Source organism: Laceyella sacchari (assembly GCF_024927925.1).
Lineage (GTDB): Bacteria > Bacillota > Bacilli > Thermoactinomycetales > Thermoactinomycetaceae > Laceyella > Laceyella sacchari.
The window spans coordinates 3,070,706-3,088,278 of the sequence record NZ_CP103866.1 but is presented as its reverse complement, the minus strand read 5'-3'; the positions used below and the strand labels follow the sequence as shown (position 1 = coordinate 3,088,278).

14 protein-coding genes, 1 tRNA gene and 1 rRNA gene are annotated in these 17,573 nt (G+C 48.5%); 13 read left to right on the top strand and 3 right to left on the bottom strand.

From position 1 onward, the window contains the following. The first annotated feature begins 254 nt into the window (after positions 1–254). Together NYR52_RS15075 and NYR52_RS15070 are read left to right on the top strand one after the other, a co-directional pair. A protein-coding gene (locus NYR52_RS15075) for an IS5 family transposase (protein ID WP_375163146.1) occupies positions 255–1,095 on the top strand; the annotation gives its coding sequence in 2 pieces (ribosomal slippage) (positions 255–590 and positions 592–1,095; 840 coding nt in all). A 180-nt stretch (positions 1,096–1,275) separates the two neighbouring features. Next, positions 1,276–1,866, top strand: a complete 591-nt coding sequence (locus NYR52_RS15070) for a BglII/BstYI family type II restriction endonuclease (protein WP_102993502.1) — start codon at positions 1,276–1,278, stop codon at positions 1,864–1,866. A 1-nt stretch (position 1,867) separates the two neighbouring features. On the opposite strand, the gene NYR52_RS15065 is transcribed toward NYR52_RS15070, so the two are convergent. From NYR52_RS15065 to NYR52_RS15060, 3 genes are all read right to left on the bottom strand, one after another. Next, positions 1,868–3,085 (bottom strand): DNA adenine methylase, encoded by a 1,218-nt coding sequence (locus NYR52_RS15065; protein ID WP_223247990.1) that lies wholly within the window; start codon positions 3,083–3,085, stop codon positions 1,868–1,870. Positions 3,086–3,910: 825 nt separating this feature from the next. Further along, positions 3,911–4,099: a site-specific integrase gene (locus tag NYR52_RS16805; protein ID WP_375163161.1), complete on the bottom strand. Its 189-nt coding sequence runs from the start codon at positions 4,097–4,099 to the stop codon at positions 3,911–3,913. 468 nt (positions 4,100–4,567) lie between these two features. Then, positions 4,568–4,642, bottom strand: a tRNA-Arg gene (locus tag NYR52_RS15060). 217 nt (positions 4,643–4,859) lie between these two features. On the opposite strand from NYR52_RS15060, the gene rpoN reads away from it, so the two are divergent. The 11 genes from rpoN to rnr all read left to right on the top strand — a co-directional run bounded on the left by rpoN (position 4,860) and on the right by rnr (position 17,516). Further along, a complete protein-coding gene (gene rpoN / locus NYR52_RS15055) occupies positions 4,860–6,215 on the top strand; it encodes an RNA polymerase factor sigma-54 (RefSeq protein WP_259435967.1) in 1,356 nt (451 codons plus the stop codon). Between the two features lie 147 nt (positions 6,216–6,362). Next, positions 6,363–7,400 (top strand): sugar-binding transcriptional regulator, encoded by a 1,038-nt coding sequence (locus tag NYR52_RS15050; RefSeq protein ID WP_022737559.1) that lies wholly within the window; start codon positions 6,363–6,365, stop codon positions 7,398–7,400. Between the two features lie 55 nt (positions 7,401–7,455). Continuing rightward, positions 7,456–8,466 carry a type I glyceraldehyde-3-phosphate dehydrogenase gene (gap, locus tag NYR52_RS15045; protein ID WP_132221472.1) on the top strand — a complete coding sequence of 337 codons (1,011 nt, stop codon included), beginning with the start codon at positions 7,456–7,458 and terminating at the stop codon, positions 8,464–8,466. A gap of 142 nt (positions 8,467–8,608) precedes the next feature. After that, positions 8,609–9,793 carry a phosphoglycerate kinase gene (locus NYR52_RS15040; protein ID WP_022737561.1) on the top strand — a complete coding sequence of 395 codons (1,185 nt, stop codon included), beginning with the start codon at positions 8,609–8,611 and terminating at the stop codon, positions 9,791–9,793. Between the two features lie 16 nt (positions 9,794–9,809). Continuing rightward, positions 9,810–10,571, top strand: a complete 762-nt coding sequence (tpiA, locus tag NYR52_RS15035; RefSeq protein WP_259435966.1) for a triose-phosphate isomerase — start codon at positions 9,810–9,812, stop codon at positions 10,569–10,571. Positions 10,572–10,573: 2 nt separating this feature from the next. After that, positions 10,574–12,115, top strand: a complete 1,542-nt coding sequence (gene gpmI / locus NYR52_RS15030; protein WP_022737563.1) for a 2,3-bisphosphoglycerate-independent phosphoglycerate mutase — start codon at positions 10,574–10,576, stop codon at positions 12,113–12,115. Between the two features lie 42 nt (positions 12,116–12,157). Then, positions 12,158–13,444 (top strand): phosphopyruvate hydratase, encoded by a 1,287-nt coding sequence (gene eno / locus NYR52_RS15025; RefSeq protein ID WP_022737564.1) that lies wholly within the window; start codon positions 12,158–12,160, stop codon positions 13,442–13,444. A gap of 178 nt (positions 13,445–13,622) precedes the next feature. Beyond that, positions 13,623–13,856, top strand: a complete 234-nt coding sequence (secG, locus tag NYR52_RS15020) for a preprotein translocase subunit SecG (protein ID WP_054095753.1) — start codon at positions 13,623–13,625, stop codon at positions 13,854–13,856. 107 nt (positions 13,857–13,963) lie between these two features. Next, positions 13,964–14,078: ribosomal RNA gene (gene rrf, locus NYR52_RS15015) — 5S ribosomal RNA — on the top strand. A gap of 293 nt (positions 14,079–14,371) precedes the next feature. Then, positions 14,372–15,118 (top strand): alpha/beta hydrolase, encoded by a 747-nt coding sequence (locus NYR52_RS15010; RefSeq protein WP_259435965.1) that lies wholly within the window; start codon positions 14,372–14,374, stop codon positions 15,116–15,118. Between the two features lie 61 nt (positions 15,119–15,179). Then, on the top strand, positions 15,180–17,516 hold the full coding sequence (gene rnr, locus NYR52_RS15005) for a ribonuclease R (protein WP_132222026.1): 2,337 nt from the start codon (positions 15,180–15,182) through the stop codon (positions 17,514–17,516). Positions 17,517–17,573: the final 57 nt, after the last annotated feature.

The following is a 17,573-nucleotide window of genomic DNA, read 5'->3' as shown; positions in this document are numbered from 1 at the left end:
TATTTACGGTCTTTAAAATATGTTATCTCTTTATCGTCCTTTACTTTGTTTTAACGGCAGTAACCTTATCCCTTATTCCGAATAAAAAGTAATCGTAATTAGATAGATATAAATGCCGCTAACAAGTACAGTCGCAAGACTGGGCTTGTAATCATTAATTCTTGTTCTTTAATTCTTGTTTAGGGCGTGTCTGGTGAATCCATCATGATTTCCTGTTAGAATGTTCATAACAACAAAAGCAAGGAGACATCATGATGAGACGGCGTTATGAGATTACAGATGAGGCTTGGGAAAAGATCGAGCCTTTATTGCCTTCGAATGGGAAACGAGGCGGACAGTGGAAAGACCACCGAACCATTTTGAACGGAATCCTGTGGAAGTTTGGGACGGGATCTCCCTGGCGGGATCTGCCTGCACGTTATGGTTCTTGGAAAACTTGCTACTATCGTTTTACACGTTGGCAAAAGGATGGGACGTGGGATCGCTTGCTTAAGCATGTTCAGACTTACTCCCACGCCGTTTCCGATGTCGATTGGGTTGTTTTCGTTGACAGCACGATTGTCCGAGCTCATCAGCACGCCGCAGGCGCGCCGAAAAAAGGGGGACCCTCGCTTCCAGAATGAGGCACTCGGACGAAGCCGCGGAGGTCTGACGACCAAAATCCATCTTGCTTGTGACGGAAAAGGTCGACCGCTTGCTTTTACAATCACTCCCGGTCAACAGCATGACTGTACCCAATTACAAGCATTACTCGATTCCATTTCCGTTCCCTGTTTGGGAAAAGGAAGGCCTCGCAAGAGGCCGGATCATCTGATTGCCGATCGCGGCTACAGTTATCCGTCTTGTCGTCGATTTCTTCAAAAACGTGGGATTTCCCATACCATCCCCGAACGCAGAGATCAGGCGGAGCGTCGGGCAAAAAAGCCGGGACGTCCTCTGACCTTCAACAAAGAACAATATTCACGCCGAAACGTGATTGAACGCTGTATTAACCGCCTGAAGCAATGGCGTGGCTTCGCCACTCGTTATGAAAAACGGGCGGTTTATTTTTGTGCTGCCATTACCTTGATTTCCTTGATCATGTGGCTCAATTAATCATTCACCAGACACGCCCTAAAAGCATCTTCATAAAAGAAAGGACATCTAAAGGTAAGGCCTCCTATATTTATTAGATTCTTATGGATTCTCGTAAAGCTGCTTAAGTGTATGTATAATATGTGTAGTATTAAAAATATTTCTTTATATAAAAAATGTTCTAAAGAGGGTGTTTATAACGTGGGCATTGAACTACTACCTAAACATATTACTGATTTGTATGAAGTACATGAATGGCGCCATGCTTGCGCAATATTAAAAAATGATTTTCCAAACGAATGGGACGATATTCTTACTGTTCTAGAAAATTTTCGATTACCAAAAAGTAGTATAGTAGATGGAGGGGGCAGAAAGTCTAAAGTTTCCAATATGATTGATAAACACTTTTATAGCCTTGGTTGGGAAGAGAGGTCTTTTAAAACACAAGTAGTTATAGACGACAATGCTTTTGATTCACCAACACATAAGGTTGATTGTTATAAGAATAAGATAGCCTTAGAAATTGAGTGGAACAATAAAGACCCTTTTTTTGATCGTGATTTAAATAATTTCCGTTTGTTGTTTGAGTTACAAGCAATAAGTGTTGGTATTATTATAACTAGATGCGACCACTTACAAGAATTATTTAATAAACTTGGAAAAGGAAGTAAGTATGGCACTTCTACTACACACATGTCAAAATTATTGCCCCGCATCCAGGGTGGAGGGGGCGGAGGTTGTCCATTATTAGTATTTGGCATCTCTAAAGAGCTCTATGTAGAAGATAATTAAGTCATTGGGTTTTAGCTATCACTAGACACTCTTTCACGTCTCTGCTTTTATCTTCTCTGCGCCCCATCGTACTATGTTGGTAGTCAAGTAGCCTTACATCGATTTGATAAGCAGAACCTAGAATTTTTTGGGATAACTTTAACAATTTTTCTAAATCAATCATGCCTGTGTTACTGTAACTGAGCACTAAGTTAGCCTCTTTTTGCTTAATCTTACTAAACATGGCTTCAAATGCGCCTGCTACCTGAGTACGAATGCAGAAAGGGGACTGGTGTCGATCAGTTCTGTATCTGCCTTTATACTTGACCTCTGGATAGTCGTATTTTACAAGTGTCTCAATTGCATGATAGAAGCGGGAATAATGTACAAAACAGTAGGGTGGGTCAGCATAGACAGTTGCTCCAGATGGAAGAATATCTAGGCAGTCTCTGTAATCCATCGAAACTATTACATGCTTTAGCTGATTCCGCCCGAACTTTTGCTTAAATTCTTCCATTTTACGTATAAAGAATGGAAGTATTTCTTTCCTACGATAAATTAGAATGTCGTTCATTGACGCAACGGACGTAGCATCTCTATATTGCGCATAATGCCCTGTACTTTGAGAATTGTACGACATAGCAAACATTAGGCTAGAGATAATAGCGTAATAATAAGGTGTACCTTTGTAATCATCAGCTACCGCTCTAATAGAATCGATCCATACACATTGGTCGTAAGACCAATACCTTCCTGAATAGTTTTTTGTGAAAAGGTGATAAGGGAACTTAGAAAAGTCCTCATTTACCAGCTGGCGCTGCTCTTCTTCTAGCTTAATAAACTCATCTAATGTAAAAGGGCGATCATAATCAAAGTATAAATACGGGTAACTTTGCTTAAACTGCTTTACAATCTCAGATGCTTTACTCACAACATCCTCAATTAGTGTTGTATTGTCGCTCCACTTATAATCTCCTAGGTATGTCTTAGCCAATACCGCAGAATACTCCTGAATATCGTTAGACAGTATAGGAACCTGATCTCTTAGAGCGCCTGCTAAGACGCTAGAGCCTGCAAACAAGTCGCAAACTACTCCACCCTTATATACCTCTGAAATGCCCTCAACTACAAAGCCCATTAAGTTTCGCTTTGACCCCATATACTTAATAATGTGTGGTACATCCTCGTTATAGTTTAAACGGTAATAGCTACTTAAGTCTAACTTATTTGTAGCAGTCATTTTCACACATCCTCACGGCTTAAGGTGATTAAAGCCTATAATAAAGGCTACCATTATTGTTGACGAGCGTCAACTATTTTTAGGTCTACCCACTTTAGGATTGTAGCTAGTTCTTACGTAATCATGTAGGTCTTCCTCTGTTATAATAAGTAAGTTATTAGTTCCTACTTTCATGTGCCTTAGAGCACCGGTACTACATAGTTTATGGATATATTGCTTTGAGTATGGCTTGTCACGTCCGACTATTTCCGCCAATCTTTTACCTGCTTCTGAGGAGGTATATGCCATTCTATCACCTAGTTTTTCCTCTTTGCTTTATAAGTTTATCTGACCTTCCGTTAAAATAAAAGCGGCATTAAGAATCTGCGATACATATAAAGTTTACCAGTCTTATAATACTTATAAATAATATTAATCACATAAAAGATGATAAGACTTCAATCTTTTGCATTGTTATATTCTACAGTCATTTGAATTAGATTTAATGCAAAACGGATACAAAGAAATTCCGCGGCGCAGGAAACACCCTTATATCAGGCAAAATTTCCGTCTGCTGTCCCTTAATTTTCCATAGCAATTTCCTAAGTTACATATTCTATACTGAACCCCTCAGACCAGTGGATATGTCAGCATGTTCTGCAATACGTTGTTACGTGAATATATCGCCACCGTTTAGAACATATGGCGGAATAAATGCGAGCTTACTCGTTTTTCGATGCCTGCTTTTTCATTATAAATGAGCAGGCGGCGTCTAAATGAATTAGGGTTATATTGAGTGCTGCAGTTAGACAGGAAGACATATTTTGTATCAAAGTGCGCCTTGTTTTAGGTTACAGGCTCTAACAGCAGCTTTACTACGTGGATAGATAATGTTATGATTCGTAGCTTTCGGTTTTTGTTCTTGTGTGCGGGCAGAATAAAAGCTCGTGTTTTAAAATCAATGTCTTGTAGCTCTAGGTTGCAGATATCGGAAATACGCATGCCTGTGTCCAGTATCAGGTACATAATTACCAAGTCCCTGAATTGCGCTTATTCTCTGGTATTTGTTAACGGTGGTAAATAGAAAGCCCTTTTTCGCGTCTGCTTGCTCGTTATAGCGATAATTGCTTAGGTAAATGGTGTAGGCGCGAAGTATGGCGGCATTAATTGGTTTATGGTTTTAATATCGGGGTAAGTTTCGTTAAGCCGTTGAGGAAATTGCCCATAAGCATGTGGTAATCGCTTGTATGCTCGCGGACGCCTTCGTTTTCTTCAAGTTAATGAAGTGGTTAAAGGTCTATTATAGGAAGGTCAATAATGGGGGATAGTTTCGTGAAGTCTCTGCGTCTGGTTATAATGTGCTTACCTTTTTAGACATGAAAAACACCTCCCAGCATGTTCTGATCCGCTAAGATACAGAAACACGCTAGAAGGTGTTGTGCAAACCGGCAGTTTATTTGCGGTATTAGACAAGCGCTCATAAATTGCGGTGATATCTGGTTTTGGTGCGCCTACCAGGATTCGAACCTGGGCACCTGGTTCCGGAGACCAGTGCTCTATCCCCTGAGCTATAGGCGCAAGTCAATATAGCAATCCGACAAAAAAGATTATAGCATGTTCAATATCCGTGTGCAAGTAAAAAGTGAAAAATATGCGATTCTCAAGTGGAAAAGTTGTTGGAAAAAAAAGAATCCAAAGCTGGCACTAGGATTATGATAAAATGAAATTAATATGAACTGGCATGGAGGTTCACACTTGCCCTGATCTTACACGGCAGCGGAGGTGGGAGGGGAGAATGGCTTTACAAATGGGGTTTAGCTTGGTGCAAGAGCAACGGATGAAATTGGTGATGACACCGGAATTGCGCCAAGTTATTCAGCTGTTGCAATATTCCGCGGCGGATTTGCAAACGTACTTGGAAGAACAGTTTGCAGAGAATCCGGTTTTGGAAATGGAGGATGCTGCACTTGCCGAATTGGAGAAGTGGCTGAAGCATCTGACGGAGCATCCAGAGCCCAGGCGTAAGGGTTACAGCCGAGAAGAACGGGCAGATGCGAGGGATTATGCGCGGGCCCAAACCGGAACGCTTGCCGATGAGCTGATGATGCAGTTGCGAGAGATGCGTCTTCCCAAGCAAGAACGGAGCATTTGCGAATACATGATATACAGTTTGGACGAAAGAGGCTATCTTGATCTGGAGCTAGTAGAGATATGTAAGCGCTTTCAGATAAGTGAGAAATTGGCGGAGAAATGTTTATCCATCATTCAGGAAATGGACCCGATCGGTGTGGGGGCCAGAAATTTGGGAGAGTGCCTCGAAATTCAACTGCGCCACCGTGACACGCCTAATGAGTTGGCCATTCGCATCGCTCGATGCCATTTAGAAGACGTGGCGGACAGCAAATGGCGCAAAATCGCCCAAGCTTTGGGGGTGGATGTACCTACCGTTCAGGCGGCGGTGGATGAAATCAAATCCTGCCATCCGCGCCCGGGGGCGGCATACGCATCGGAACCTCCGCGATATGTGGCTCCCGATGTGGTGGTGGAGAAAGTGGATGGCGAGTATGTGGTGTTACTTGAAGAAGGAGAGCATCCCCGCTTGACCATCAATGCCGCCTATCAGCGGTTAATCAAACAACGGGAACGGTTGGATGAAGATGTGGCCCAATATCTGAAAAATTGGGTGCAGTCGGCCATGTGGTTGATCAAAGGGATTGAGCAGCGCCGGGACACCATCATACGGGTTGCGGAAGCGATCGTGTCAAAACAGAAAGCCTTTTTGGATCACGGGGTGGATTATCTGCGGCCGCTGACGTTAAAGCAGATCGCTGAGGATGTAGGGTTACATGAATCGACGGTCAGCCGGGCGACCCAACATAAATATATTCAAACCCCCCGGGGGTTGTATCCTTTTCGCTTCTTCTTCCCGTCAGGTCTTTCTACGCGTTCGGGTGAGGGCATGTCGCAAAAAACGGTACAGAAAAAGATTAAGATCTTGGTAGAAGGGGAAGATAAGAAACAACCACTGTCCGACCAGAAAATAGCCGATTTGTTGAAATTGGAAGGAATCCGCATCTCCAGAAGAACCATCGCCAAATATCGCGAAGAGCTGGGGATTGCCTCTTCAACGGGACGTAAGCGTTTTCTATGAATTTTCAATAAAACGGGCCGACGAACTTGTCAAAGAAACTTTATTTAGGATAAAATGAAAGTGATCCCGATACGGGGATTTTTTTTGAACGGATCGGGACACTTTTGTCTTATGCGGGACATAATGTGTCCTACGATGGGGGATCCGATGGAAAAGATCTTGAACTTACAAAAGCAATTATTGCCTGATCTGTTACAAACCATGCAGAAAAGATATGACATCTTGCGTCATATCCAGTTGATGCAACCGGTAGGACGGAGAAGCCTGACGTTTGAGTTGCAAACGACTGAGCGGGTGTTGCGGGCGGAAGTGGATTTCCTGCGGGCACAGGGATTGGTGGCGGTCGGTTCTGCCGGGATGCAGTTGACCCAAGAAGGCATCGATCTTTTGTCCGAGATGGAACCACTGATGAAAGAGTTGTTTGGTTTAAACCAGTTGGAAGCGGAGTTAAAAGCGTTTCTGGGTGTGAAGCATGTGGTGATTGTGCCAGGGGACGCGGATGCCTCTGATTGGGTGAAAAAGGAGATGGGCAGAGCGGGCGCCCGATACTTGAAACAACAGGCCGCGCCGGAGCAGATCGTCGCCGTGTCGGGTGGAACTACCATGCTAGCGGTGGCTGAGATGATGATGCCGACGCCGGCGTTCAAACAAACAACTTTTGTGCCGACGCGCGGTGGTGTGGGGGAGGCGGTAGAGTTGGAAGCCAACTACATCGCCTCGCTGATGGCCAAACGCACTGGCGGAACGTACCGCATGTTGCACATCCCCGATGAGCTCAGCGATGAAGCTTACCAAACCTTGCAGAAGGAGCCCCACATCAGGGAAGTGTTGGATCTGCTCCGATCGGCGCGCATGGTAGTACACGGGATTGGAGACGCCAAAACGATGGCCATCCGACGGAAATCTTCGGCAGAGGTGCTTGCCAAGCTGGAGGCAGGAAAGGCAGTCGGGGAATCGTTCGGCTACTATTTTGACCGGGACGGCCAGATTGTGCATCGCGTCCGCACTTTGGGATTGGATTTGGAAGGATTGGAGCGCGTTGAACAGAAAGTTGCCGTCGCCGGGGGTGCCAGCAAGGCGGAGGCGATCGTGGCTGTCTGTTCGCTGGTTTCCCAGGATACGCTCATCACAGATGAAGGAGCGGCGAGAGCCATCCTGAAAAATGCGATTGTCCATCAGGAATGAATGGCTCATTCAATCGGTGATAATACAACAAGAGATTAAGAGGAGGATTTTAATCATGGCAAAAGTGAAAGTGGGCATCAATGGTTTCGGCCGCATCGGCCGCAATGTGTTTCGGGCAATGCTGAATCATCCCGAATTGGAGATCGTAGCAGTAAATGACTTGACTGACTCCAAAACACTTGCCCATCTGTTGAAATATGACTCCGTTCACGGCAAGCTGGACGCAACCGTGATTGCAACGGAAGATGGCTTTACCGTAGATGGTCGCGAAGTAAAAGTGTTGGCTGAACGTGATCCGGGCCAAATCAAATGGGCTGATTACGGTGTAGACATCGTGGTTGAATCGACCGGCCGTTTCACCAAACGTGAAGATGCGGCGAAGCACATGAACGGCGGAGCTAAAAAAGTGATCATCTCCGCACCGGCCTCCAACGAGGACATCACCATTGTGATGGGCGTAAACCACGAGCAATACGACGCTTCCAAACATCATGTCGTATCCAATGCTTCTTGCACCACCAACTGCTTGGCTCCGTTCGCCAAAGTGTTGCATGAGAAGTTTGGCATTGTGCGTGGTCTGATGACGACCGTTCACGCTTACACCAACGACCAACAAATCCTTGACTTGCCACACAAAGACTTGCGTCGTGCACGTGCAGCTGGCGAGTCCATCATCCCCACCACCACCGGTGCGGCTAAGGCGGTTTCTCTGGTGTTGCCGGAGCTGAAAGGCAAGCTGAACGGTTTCGCAATGCGCGTACCGACCAAAAACGTGTCTGTTGTTGACTTGGTTGCTGAGCTGGAAAAAGAAGTAACGGTAGAAGAAGTGAATGCTGTACTGAAAGAAGCGGCTGAAGGCGAGTTGAAAGGTATCCTCAATTACACCGAAGAGCCGCTCGTATCGATCGACTACAATGGGGATCCTCATTCCTCCACCATCGACGCCCTGTCCACCATGGTAATGGAAGGCAATATGGTGAAAGTTGTTTCTTGGTATGACAACGAATGGGGTTATTCCAACCGTGTTGTTGATCTTGCAAGCTATATCGCAAGCAAAGGCCTATAATGTTATACTAATGTAAAATGTGTTATCCTATTTCTCGGGTAACCATGAGTATAAAAGAGGAGAGCTTTTCTCCTCTTTCTCATGCTCACAGGCGCGGGTTGATGAGATGAAGCGCCTGTGCTGAACATAAGGAGGAAGGGCCATGCATAAAAAGTCCGTCAAAGATGTTGATGTTCGTGGTAAACGCGTGTTTTGTCGGGTAGATTTCAATGTGCCGATGGAGAATGGTCAAATCACTGACGATACACGGATTCGCGCTGCATTGCCCACCATCCAAACATTGGTGGAGCAAGGAGCTAAAGTCATCTTGGCTAGCCATTTGGGACGTCCCAAAGGAAAAGTGGTTGAAGAAATGCGGCTTACGCCAGTGGCGGCCCGCTTGTCAGAGCTATTGGGCAAACCAGTGGCCAAAGTGGATGAAGTGGTTGGAGCCGAGGTGGAAGCCCGTGTGTCCGAGCTTGCTGACGGCGAAGTGTTGTTGCTGGAAAACGTTCGTTTCGAACCGGGTGAAGAGAAAAACGATCCCGAGCTGGCGAAAGCCTTTGCCAACCTGGCTGACCTGTACGTGAATGACGCATTTGGTGCCGCTCACCGCGCACATGCATCCACGGCAGGCATCGCAGAGCATCTTCCGGCCGTTGCCGGTCTGCTGTTGCAAAAAGAGTTGGAAGCTCTTGGAACGGCGCTTGCCAATCCGAAACGTCCTTTCACCGCTATCATCGGTGGGGCGAAAGTGAAGGACAAAATCGGCGTGATTGAAAACTTGCTCGACAAAGTGGACAATCTGATCATTGGTGGCGGATTGTCTTACACCTTTATCCACGCGCAAGGCCATGGGATCGGCAAATCCCTGTTGGAAGAGGACAAGGTGGAGTTGGCAAAGCAGTTTATTGCGCAGGCTGAACAAAAAGGCGTTCGGTTGTACTTGCCAATCGATGCCGTCGTCATCGACGAGTTCGGTCCCAATCCGTCCATTGTGAAAACCGTGTCCATCGATCAAATTCCAGAGGATTTGGAAGCAGTGGATATCGGGCCGAAAACCAGGGAATTGTTTGCTGATGTGGTGAAAGCGTCCCAATTGGTGATTTGGAATGGACCGATGGGCGTGTTTGAATTTGAACAGTTTGCTAAAGGGACGAATGCAGTCGCCCAAGCGTTGGCCGAATCTACAGCGTACACGATCATCGGCGGCGGGGATTCCGCGGCAGCAATCGCCCAAGCGGGCATGGCTGACCGGGTGGATCATATCTCCACTGGCGGTGGAGCTTCGCTGGAATTCCTGGAGGGCAAAGTGCTGCCGGGTGTAGCGGCTTTGGATGATAAATAAGTGAGGAGGAAACCGCATGCGTACTCCTGTCATTGCGGGTAACTGGAAAATGCACAAGACGGCGGCGGAGGCCCTTTCCTTTGTTGAAGAAGTGAAACGGACCACGTTGCCTGCTGATGTGGAAGCGGTGTTGTGTGCTCCCTATCTTGCTCTGCCGGCATTGGCCGAAGCGACCCAAGGGACAGATATCGGCATCGGTGCGCAAAATGTCCATTGGGAAGAACAAGGGGCATACACTGGTGAAGTGAGTGTGCCGATGTTGAAAGCGGCCGGCGTCCAATATGTGATTATCGGTCACTCTGAACGGCGCGCCTATTTCGCGGAAACGGATGAGACAGTAAACAAAAAGACACGGGCAGCACTGGACGGCGGGTTGACCCCTATCGTTTGCGTGGGTGAGACGCTTTCTGAGCGCGAAGCTGATCAAACCAAAGAAGTGGTGCAAACGCAGGTGAAAGCGGCTTGCGCGGGGCTGTCGTCGGCGGAGATGAAGCGGACGATCATCGCTTATGAACCCGTCTGGGCCATTGGCACGGGCAAAGCATCAACAGCGGCGGATGCGGAAGAAGTGTGTGCTTTCATCCGTAAAACCGTGGCTGACCTTTATGATCAACAGGTGGCTAATGAAGTGCGGATTCAATACGGAGGTAGCGTGAAACCGGAAAACATCAGCTCCTTCATGGCAGAGCCCAACATCGACGGCGCGTTGGTGGGCGGAGCCGCCCTCAAAGCGGATTCGTTCATTCAGCTCGTACAAGCAGCAAGTGCAGGTGAATAAAGATGAGCAGACCAAAACCAGTTCTGTTGTGCATCTTGGACGGGTTTGCCCTGCGTGGGGAAACGGAAGGAAATGCCGTGGCCCAAGCGAACAAACCCAACTTTGACCGATACTGGAATACGTATCCCCACACGACGCTGACCGCCAGCGGCAACGCAGTGGGTTTGCCGGAAGGGCAAATGGGGAATTCAGAAGTGGGACATCTTAACATCGGGGCCGGTCGGGTGGTTTATCAAGACCTTACCCGCGTGACCAAATCCATTGAAGATGGAGAGTTCTTTCAGAACGAAACCTTTTTAGGTGCGATAAACCATGTCAAAGAACATGGCTCCGCCCTCCATCTTTATGGGCTGTTGTCTGATGGTGGCGTGCACAGCCATATCCGCCATTTGTTTGCCTTGCTGGATTTAGCGGCGAAAGAACAAGTGGAGCGCGTTTACGTCCACGCCTTCTTGGACGGGCGTGACGTAGCACCGGACAGTGCCGTTACCTATATCAAACAACTGCAGGACAAACTGGATGAAGTGGGCGTTGGCCAAATCGCGACCGTTCAAGGCCGTTATTATGCGATGGACCGCGACAAGCGCTGGGAGCGTACGGAAAAATCCTACCGGGCGATGGTTTACGGCGAAGGGCCTACATATCGCGATCCTGTGGAGGCGGTGCAAGCCTCTTATGAGCAGTCAGTCTATGATGAGTTTGTGATGCCGACGGTGATTGTCGATGAGCACAATCAGCCGGTGGGTACGATCAAAGACAATGATGCGGTCATTTTTTACAACTTCCGTCCCGACCGGGCGATCCAGATCTCGCTGGCTTTTACCAACGATGATTTTCGCGGATTTGACCGGGGGCCGAAACGGCCGCAACATCTGTATTATGTCTGCCTGACCAAATTTAGCGAGACGGTAGACGGTTATGTGGCGTACAAGCCTACCGACTTGGACAACACCTACGGGGAAGTCGTGTCGCAACAAGGATTGAAGCAACTGCGCATCGCTGAAACGGAAAAATATCCTCACGTCACCTTCTTTTTCAACGGCGGGCGGGAAGAGGAGTTTCCAGGGGAAGAGCGCATCCTGATCAACTCCCCCAAAGTGGCTACCTATGACCTCAAACCGGAGATGAGCGCCTACGAAGTGACGGAAGCGCTTCTCAAAGAAATCGAAGCTGAAAAGTATGACACCATCATTCTCAACTTCGCCAACCCGGATATGGTCGGCCATTCAGGTAAGTTGGAACCTACCATTAAAGCGGTAGAAGCAGTGGATGAATGCTTGGGTCGCATTGTTGACCTGGTGATCTCTAAAGGCGGCGTCGCCGTGATTACCGCTGACCACGGCAACGCGGACATGGTCATCGATGAGAATGGTCGTCCGCATACGGCACACACCACCTTCCCGGTACCGTTCATCGTGACCAAGCAAGGTGTCACGTTAAGAGAAGGCGGCATCCTGGCGGATATTGCGCCGACCATGCTTGACTTGTTGGGGTTGGAGAAACCTGAAGAAATGACTGGTAACACGTTGCTCAGCCGTTCGTAAGACAACGATTTAATCACATCTTGAGGAAAGAAGGAATGTTCCATGACGACCATTATGGATGTATATGCTCGCGAAGTGCTGGATTCCCGCGGGAATCCGACCGTAGAAGTAGAAGTGGTACTTGAATCTGGTGCCATCGGCCGCGCCATTGTGCCATCCGGCGCTTCCACCGGTGCGTATGAAGCAGTGGAATTGCGCGACGGCGACAAAGGGCGCTATCTGGGCAAAGGTGTGCTCAAAGCCGTGCAAAACGTAAACGACGTGATCGCTCCTCACATTGAAGGGATGGATGCACTGGATCAAGTAGCGATTGACCATGCCCTCATCCAACTTGACGGCACGCCGAACAAAGGCAACCTGGGTGCTAACGCGATTTTGGGTGTCTCCATGGCGGTAGCGCACGCAGCTGCTGATGCTTTGGGAATGCCGCTTTATCTCTACCTGGGCGGATTTAACGCCAAAGCGATGCCGGTACCGATGATGAACATCTTAAACGGTGGCGCACATGCCGACAACAACGTGGACATCCAAGAATTCATGGTTATGCCCGTTGGCGCTGAAAACATGCGTGAAGCGATCCGCATGGGCGCAGAAATCTTCCACAACCTCAAATCGGTATTGAAAGCGAAAGGTTACAGCACTGGCGTAGGCGACGAAGGTGGTTTTGCGCCAAACCTGAAGTCCAATGAAGAAGCCCTGTCCACCATCGTGGAAGCAATTGAAAAAGCGGGTTACAAACCGGGCGTTGACGTTATGCTCGCTCTCGACGTGGCTTCTACTGAGATCTATAAAGATGGGGCTTACCACTTCGCAGGCGAAGGCATCACCCGTACATCCGCTGAAATGATCGACTTCTACGAAGAACTGACCAACAAATATCCGATCATCTCCATCGAAGACGGTCTGGCTGAAGATGATTGGGAAGGCTGGAAGCAACTGACCGAACGCCTGGGCAAAAAAGTGCAACTTGTCGGTGACGACCTGTTCGTAACCAACACCGAGCGCCTGGCTGAAGGAATCGAAAAAGGCGTAGGTAACTCCATCCTGGTTAAAGTGAACCAAATCGGTACCCTGACCGAAACGTTTGATGCTATCGAGATGGCAAAACGCGCTGGTTACACCGCTGTCATCTCTCACCGTTCGGGTGAGTCCGAAGACACCACCATCGCTGACATCGCTGTGGCGACTGGTGCTGGCCAAATCAAAACCGGTGCACCATCCCGCACTGACCGGGTGGCTAAATACAACCAATTGCTCCGCATTGAAGACCAATTGGGTCACACCGCCCAATATCCTGGCCGTACCGCATTCTACAACCTGCGCGGCTAATTAGTAGAGACGCCGTTTGGCAGATCAAGATAAGGGAGAAGGTTTTCATCGTACATTGCGATGAGGACCTTCTTTTTTTAAAAGCGGCGATTGGATGGGTACTGTTTGTTTCTCATTGAAAACAAGCGTTAAATGTGTTAAAGTCAATGCAGTGGAATAGAAGCAAGGAGGGACGCTTGTGGAACTCGCAGCAAAAATTGTCCTTGCAGTCATCAGTGTGATTCTCATCATTGCTGTATTGCTCCAATCGGGTAAGAGCGCGGGATTGTCCGGAACCATTGCCGGTGGGGCGGAACATGTGATGGGAAAAGCGAAAGCGCGCGGTTTTGATGCTTTCCTTGGCAAAGCGACGGCTGTGCTGGCTTTCCTGTTCATGGTGATGGCGCTGGTGGTTGGATATTTCGTAAAATGAAGCAATACAGCCGATGTTTTTGGTCGGCTGTTTGTTTTGGGGAGAAATTTTTATAAAAACCTCTTGCATTTTTCGTAGATGCCTGATATTATAATCAATGTAAGATGTCTGGTGATGATGGCGGAGGGGATCCACCCGTTCCCATACCGAACACGGAAGTTAAGCCCTCCAGCGCCGATGGTACTTGGGCATGAGCCCTGGGAGAGTAGGTCGTTGCCAGGCCACAGAAAGCCGCTCAGTGTGAGTGGCTTTTTTATTTTTTATAACTGGACTAAAGCTTCAGGGTGCTGTGATAGGCCCTGAAGCTTTTTTTGTTTGGCAACAGCTTGGTGTTTGGGCCAAGTGGGAGGGTGAAATGTGAATGAACCGTTATTCTCTGCGAAAAATGGGTAATTTTTATAATGAAGCGTGCCCGTAACCATAAACGGGAAACGTAGTGTTGCAAATTGGCGGCGGTGTGCTATCGTTAAGATGATCTAGAAACATTCATGCAAATCGAACGGTGGGGAACGTCAATGAAGACTGTACAAAGATCTCCAGAACCTTTTTTTTATCCAGGAGGAAAAACGGGCATTCTACTGATACATGGGTTTACCGGAAATCCCTCAGAATTGAGGCCGATGGGGCAATATTTTAAAGACCGGGGTTACACTGTCCATGCCCCGCTTTTGGCCGGCCATGGCACCAGTCCGGAGGAGATGGAGCAGACCGGTTGGCGCGATTGGTGGCAAAGTGCTGTAGACGCGTATGACAGGATGCGGGCGGAGCCGCTTGAGAAATTATATGTGGCGGGATTATCGATGGGTGGTTGCCTGTCGTTGGCGTTGGCGGCGCAAAAACCTGTGGACGGCGTGATTCCGATGTGCGCTCCTATCTATATCCGGGATCGGCGTGCGTTCTTGGCTCGGGTGGTGGCTCCTTTTTATCGTTATAAAAAACGGTCCAGTCATCGCGACCCACATATCGAGGCGCATCTGTGTCCATATGACCTGACGCCGGTGAGATGCGTGGCTGAACTGACGCGATTGATCCGCCATGTCAAAAGCATGTTGGCAGATGTGAAGGTGCCGGCGCTGATCGTGCAGGCGGGCAAGGACGAATTAATTTTGGAGAAAAGCGCCGATTATATCTACGAGCATATCTCATCAACGGATAAAGAGATTTCGTGGTATGAGAGATCCACACACATCATCACCGTGGATCGCGAGCGCAATGAGTTGTTTAAAGAAATAGAGCAATTTATTTTGGAACGATCGTCCTAGACGAAAGTGAGGTGGCAGTCTGCCTTTGGGTCCTTGGTGGGCCCCAGGGGCGGATGAAGTGATGTTGACTGAACAACAGATTCGGCAGTTTATGTTGGAACAAGCGTACAAACCGCTCACCTTGGCTGAATTGATCGACCAATTCCAGGTGGCGGAAGAGGAGCGGGAGGCATTTGCCGAGCTCTTGGAGGCCATGGAGGCAGATGGAAAAATCGTCCGTACGCGCACGCAGCGGTACGGTGTGCCGGAGCGATTTAACCTTATCCGCGGCACCTTGCAGGGGAGTTCCAAGGGATTTGGCTTTGTCATCCCGGATACACCCGGTAAACAGGATATTTACATCCATCTCAATGATATGAACGGCGCGATGGACGGCGATTTGGTTTTGGCGCGAATTCACAAGAGCAAGACAGAGAGTCGCCGTCCGGAAGGGGAGATCGTCCGTGTCCTGAAGCGGAAAAGGGACAAAATCGTCGGGACGTTTTCTCGGTTGTCCTCGCACTTTGGCTTCGTGATTCCGGACGACAAACGCATTGCCGCCGATATCTTCATTGCTCCTGAATTTCAGATGGATGCCCGTGATGGCCAGAAAGTTGTAGTGAAACTACACCATATCACAGGACGTCATTCGGCCGAGGGGGAGATCATCGAGATTTTAGGTCACCGCAATGATCCCGGCGTTGACATTGTGTCCATCATCCGCAAGCACGGATTGCCGGAAGCGTTCCCGGAAGCAGTGATCGCTGAAGCGGAGGCCATACCGGAAACGATCAGCGAAGAAGACCTGAAGGGGCGGCGCGATCTGCGCGGGCGAAACATGGTGACCATTGACGGCGAAGACGCCAAAGACTTGGACGATGCTGTGTCAGTAGAGCGGTTGCCCAATGGCAATGTGCGTTTAGGCGTCCATATCGCCGATGTCAGCTACTATGTCCGGGAAGGGTCTGCACTGGATCGGGAAGCATATGAGCGGGGATGCAGTGTCTACCTCGTTGACCGGGTGATTCCTATGTTGCCCAAGCGCCTTTCCAACGGCATCTGTAGTTTGAACCCACAAGTGGATCGCCTGACCATGACCTGTGACATGGAAATTGACCCCACAGGTGATGTTGTTGACTACGAAATCTACCCCAGCGTCATCAAAACCAACGAGCGGATGACTTATTCCGACGTCAAGAAGATTGTCGTCGACGAAGATCCGGAATTGATCGAGCGTTACCGGCCGCTTGTCGATGATTTCCGCCTGATGGCTGACTTGGCGATGCTTCTGCGCAAGCGGCGCCTAAGTCGGGGAGCGATTGACTTTAATTTCACCGAAGCCAAAATCATTGTCGATGAAAAAGGTAAACCGGTGGATGTGGTGAAACGGCCCCGCACCATTGCCGAGCAACTGATTGAAGAGTTCATGCTCAAAGCCAATGAGACAGTGGCGGAACATTATTTCAATCTGCAAGTGCCGTTTGTTTATCGGATTCACGAGAATCCCGATGCTGAGAAATTGAAGAATTTCTATGAGTTCATTACCAGCTTCGGTTACTCGGTAAAAGGCAAGCCGGATCAAGTCCGCCCACATGCCTTGCAGAGTTTGCTGGAAAAAATATCCGGAAAGCCGGAAGAGCATGTGATCAGCACCGTTTTGTTGCGTTCGATGAAGCAAGCCAAGTATGCGACAGAAAACGTGGGGCACTTTGGCCTGGCGGCGCCCTTCTATTCGCACTTCACATCGCCCATCCGCCGTTATCCCGACCTGTTGATTCATCGTGTCATCCGCGAAATCGTGGAGAAAGGGGCGTTAACCGTCGAGCGAATTGACGAATTAAACGCCTATTTGACCGACGCAGCCCAACAATCCTCCATCCGCGAGCGGGTCGCTGTCGACGCCGAGCGGGAGACCAACGATCTCAAAGCGGCTGAGTTCATGATGGATAAAATCGGGGAAGAGTATGAAGGCATCATCTCCAGCGTCACCTCATTTGGGATCTTCGTGGAGTTGGAGAACACGATTGAAGGATTGATCCACGTCAGCTTCCTGACAGACGATTATTACCGTTACGATGAATCCCATTACTGCCTGATCGGTGAACGGACCGGACGCATCTTCCGGATCGGAGATCGCGTGCGCATCAAGGTCAGCGGTGTTAACATCGACGAACGCAAAGTGGACTTCGAACTCTTGGAGCACTTCTCCGATGAGCGTTTCGAACGTCCAGCCAAAGGAAAGAAGAAAAAATTTAAGCGCAACAAAGATGCTGACGCCGCTCGCTCCGCCAAAGGCAAAAAAGGCAAATTCTATGAAGTAAAATGGGAAGATACTGCTGCCAAGAAAAACGGAGACAGCAAGAAAAAAGGGAAAAAGAAAAAGAAGAAAACCTATCGCAACAAGAGCAAGAAGAAATGACAACACGTGAAGGAAAAAGCCAAGCTTGCGGGCTTTTTCCTTTTCTCGCTGTGCTTT

Excerpts from the sequence above, each read along its gene's own strand:
- NYR52_RS15065 (WP_223247990.1), bottom strand. The coding sequence starts at position 3,085 with ATGACTGCTACAAATAAGTTAGACTTAAGTAGCTATTACCGTTTAAAC.
- rpoN (WP_259435967.1), top strand. The coding sequence starts at position 4,860 with ATGGCTTTACAAATGGGGTTTAGCTTGGTGCAAGAGCAACGGATGAAA.
- NYR52_RS15050 (WP_022737559.1), top strand. The coding sequence starts at position 6,363 with ATGGAAAAGATCTTGAACTTACAAAAGCAATTATTGCCTGATCTGTTA.
- gap (WP_132221472.1), top strand. The coding sequence starts at position 7,456 with ATGGCAAAAGTGAAAGTGGGCATCAATGGTTTCGGCCGCATCGGCCGC.
- NYR52_RS15040 (WP_022737561.1), top strand. The coding sequence starts at position 8,609 with ATGCATAAAAAGTCCGTCAAAGATGTTGATGTTCGTGGTAAACGCGTG.
- tpiA (WP_259435966.1), top strand. The coding sequence starts at position 9,810 with ATGCGTACTCCTGTCATTGCGGGTAACTGGAAAATGCACAAGACGGCG.
- gpmI (WP_022737563.1), top strand. The coding sequence starts at position 10,574 with ATGAGCAGACCAAAACCAGTTCTGTTGTGCATCTTGGACGGGTTTGCC.
- eno (WP_022737564.1), top strand. The coding sequence starts at position 12,158 with ATGACGACCATTATGGATGTATATGCTCGCGAAGTGCTGGATTCCCGC.
- NYR52_RS15010 (WP_259435965.1), top strand. The coding sequence starts at position 14,372 with ATGAAGACTGTACAAAGATCTCCAGAACCTTTTTTTTATCCAGGAGGA.
- rnr (WP_132222026.1), top strand. The coding sequence starts at position 15,180 with ATGTTGACTGAACAACAGATTCGGCAGTTTATGTTGGAACAAGCGTAC.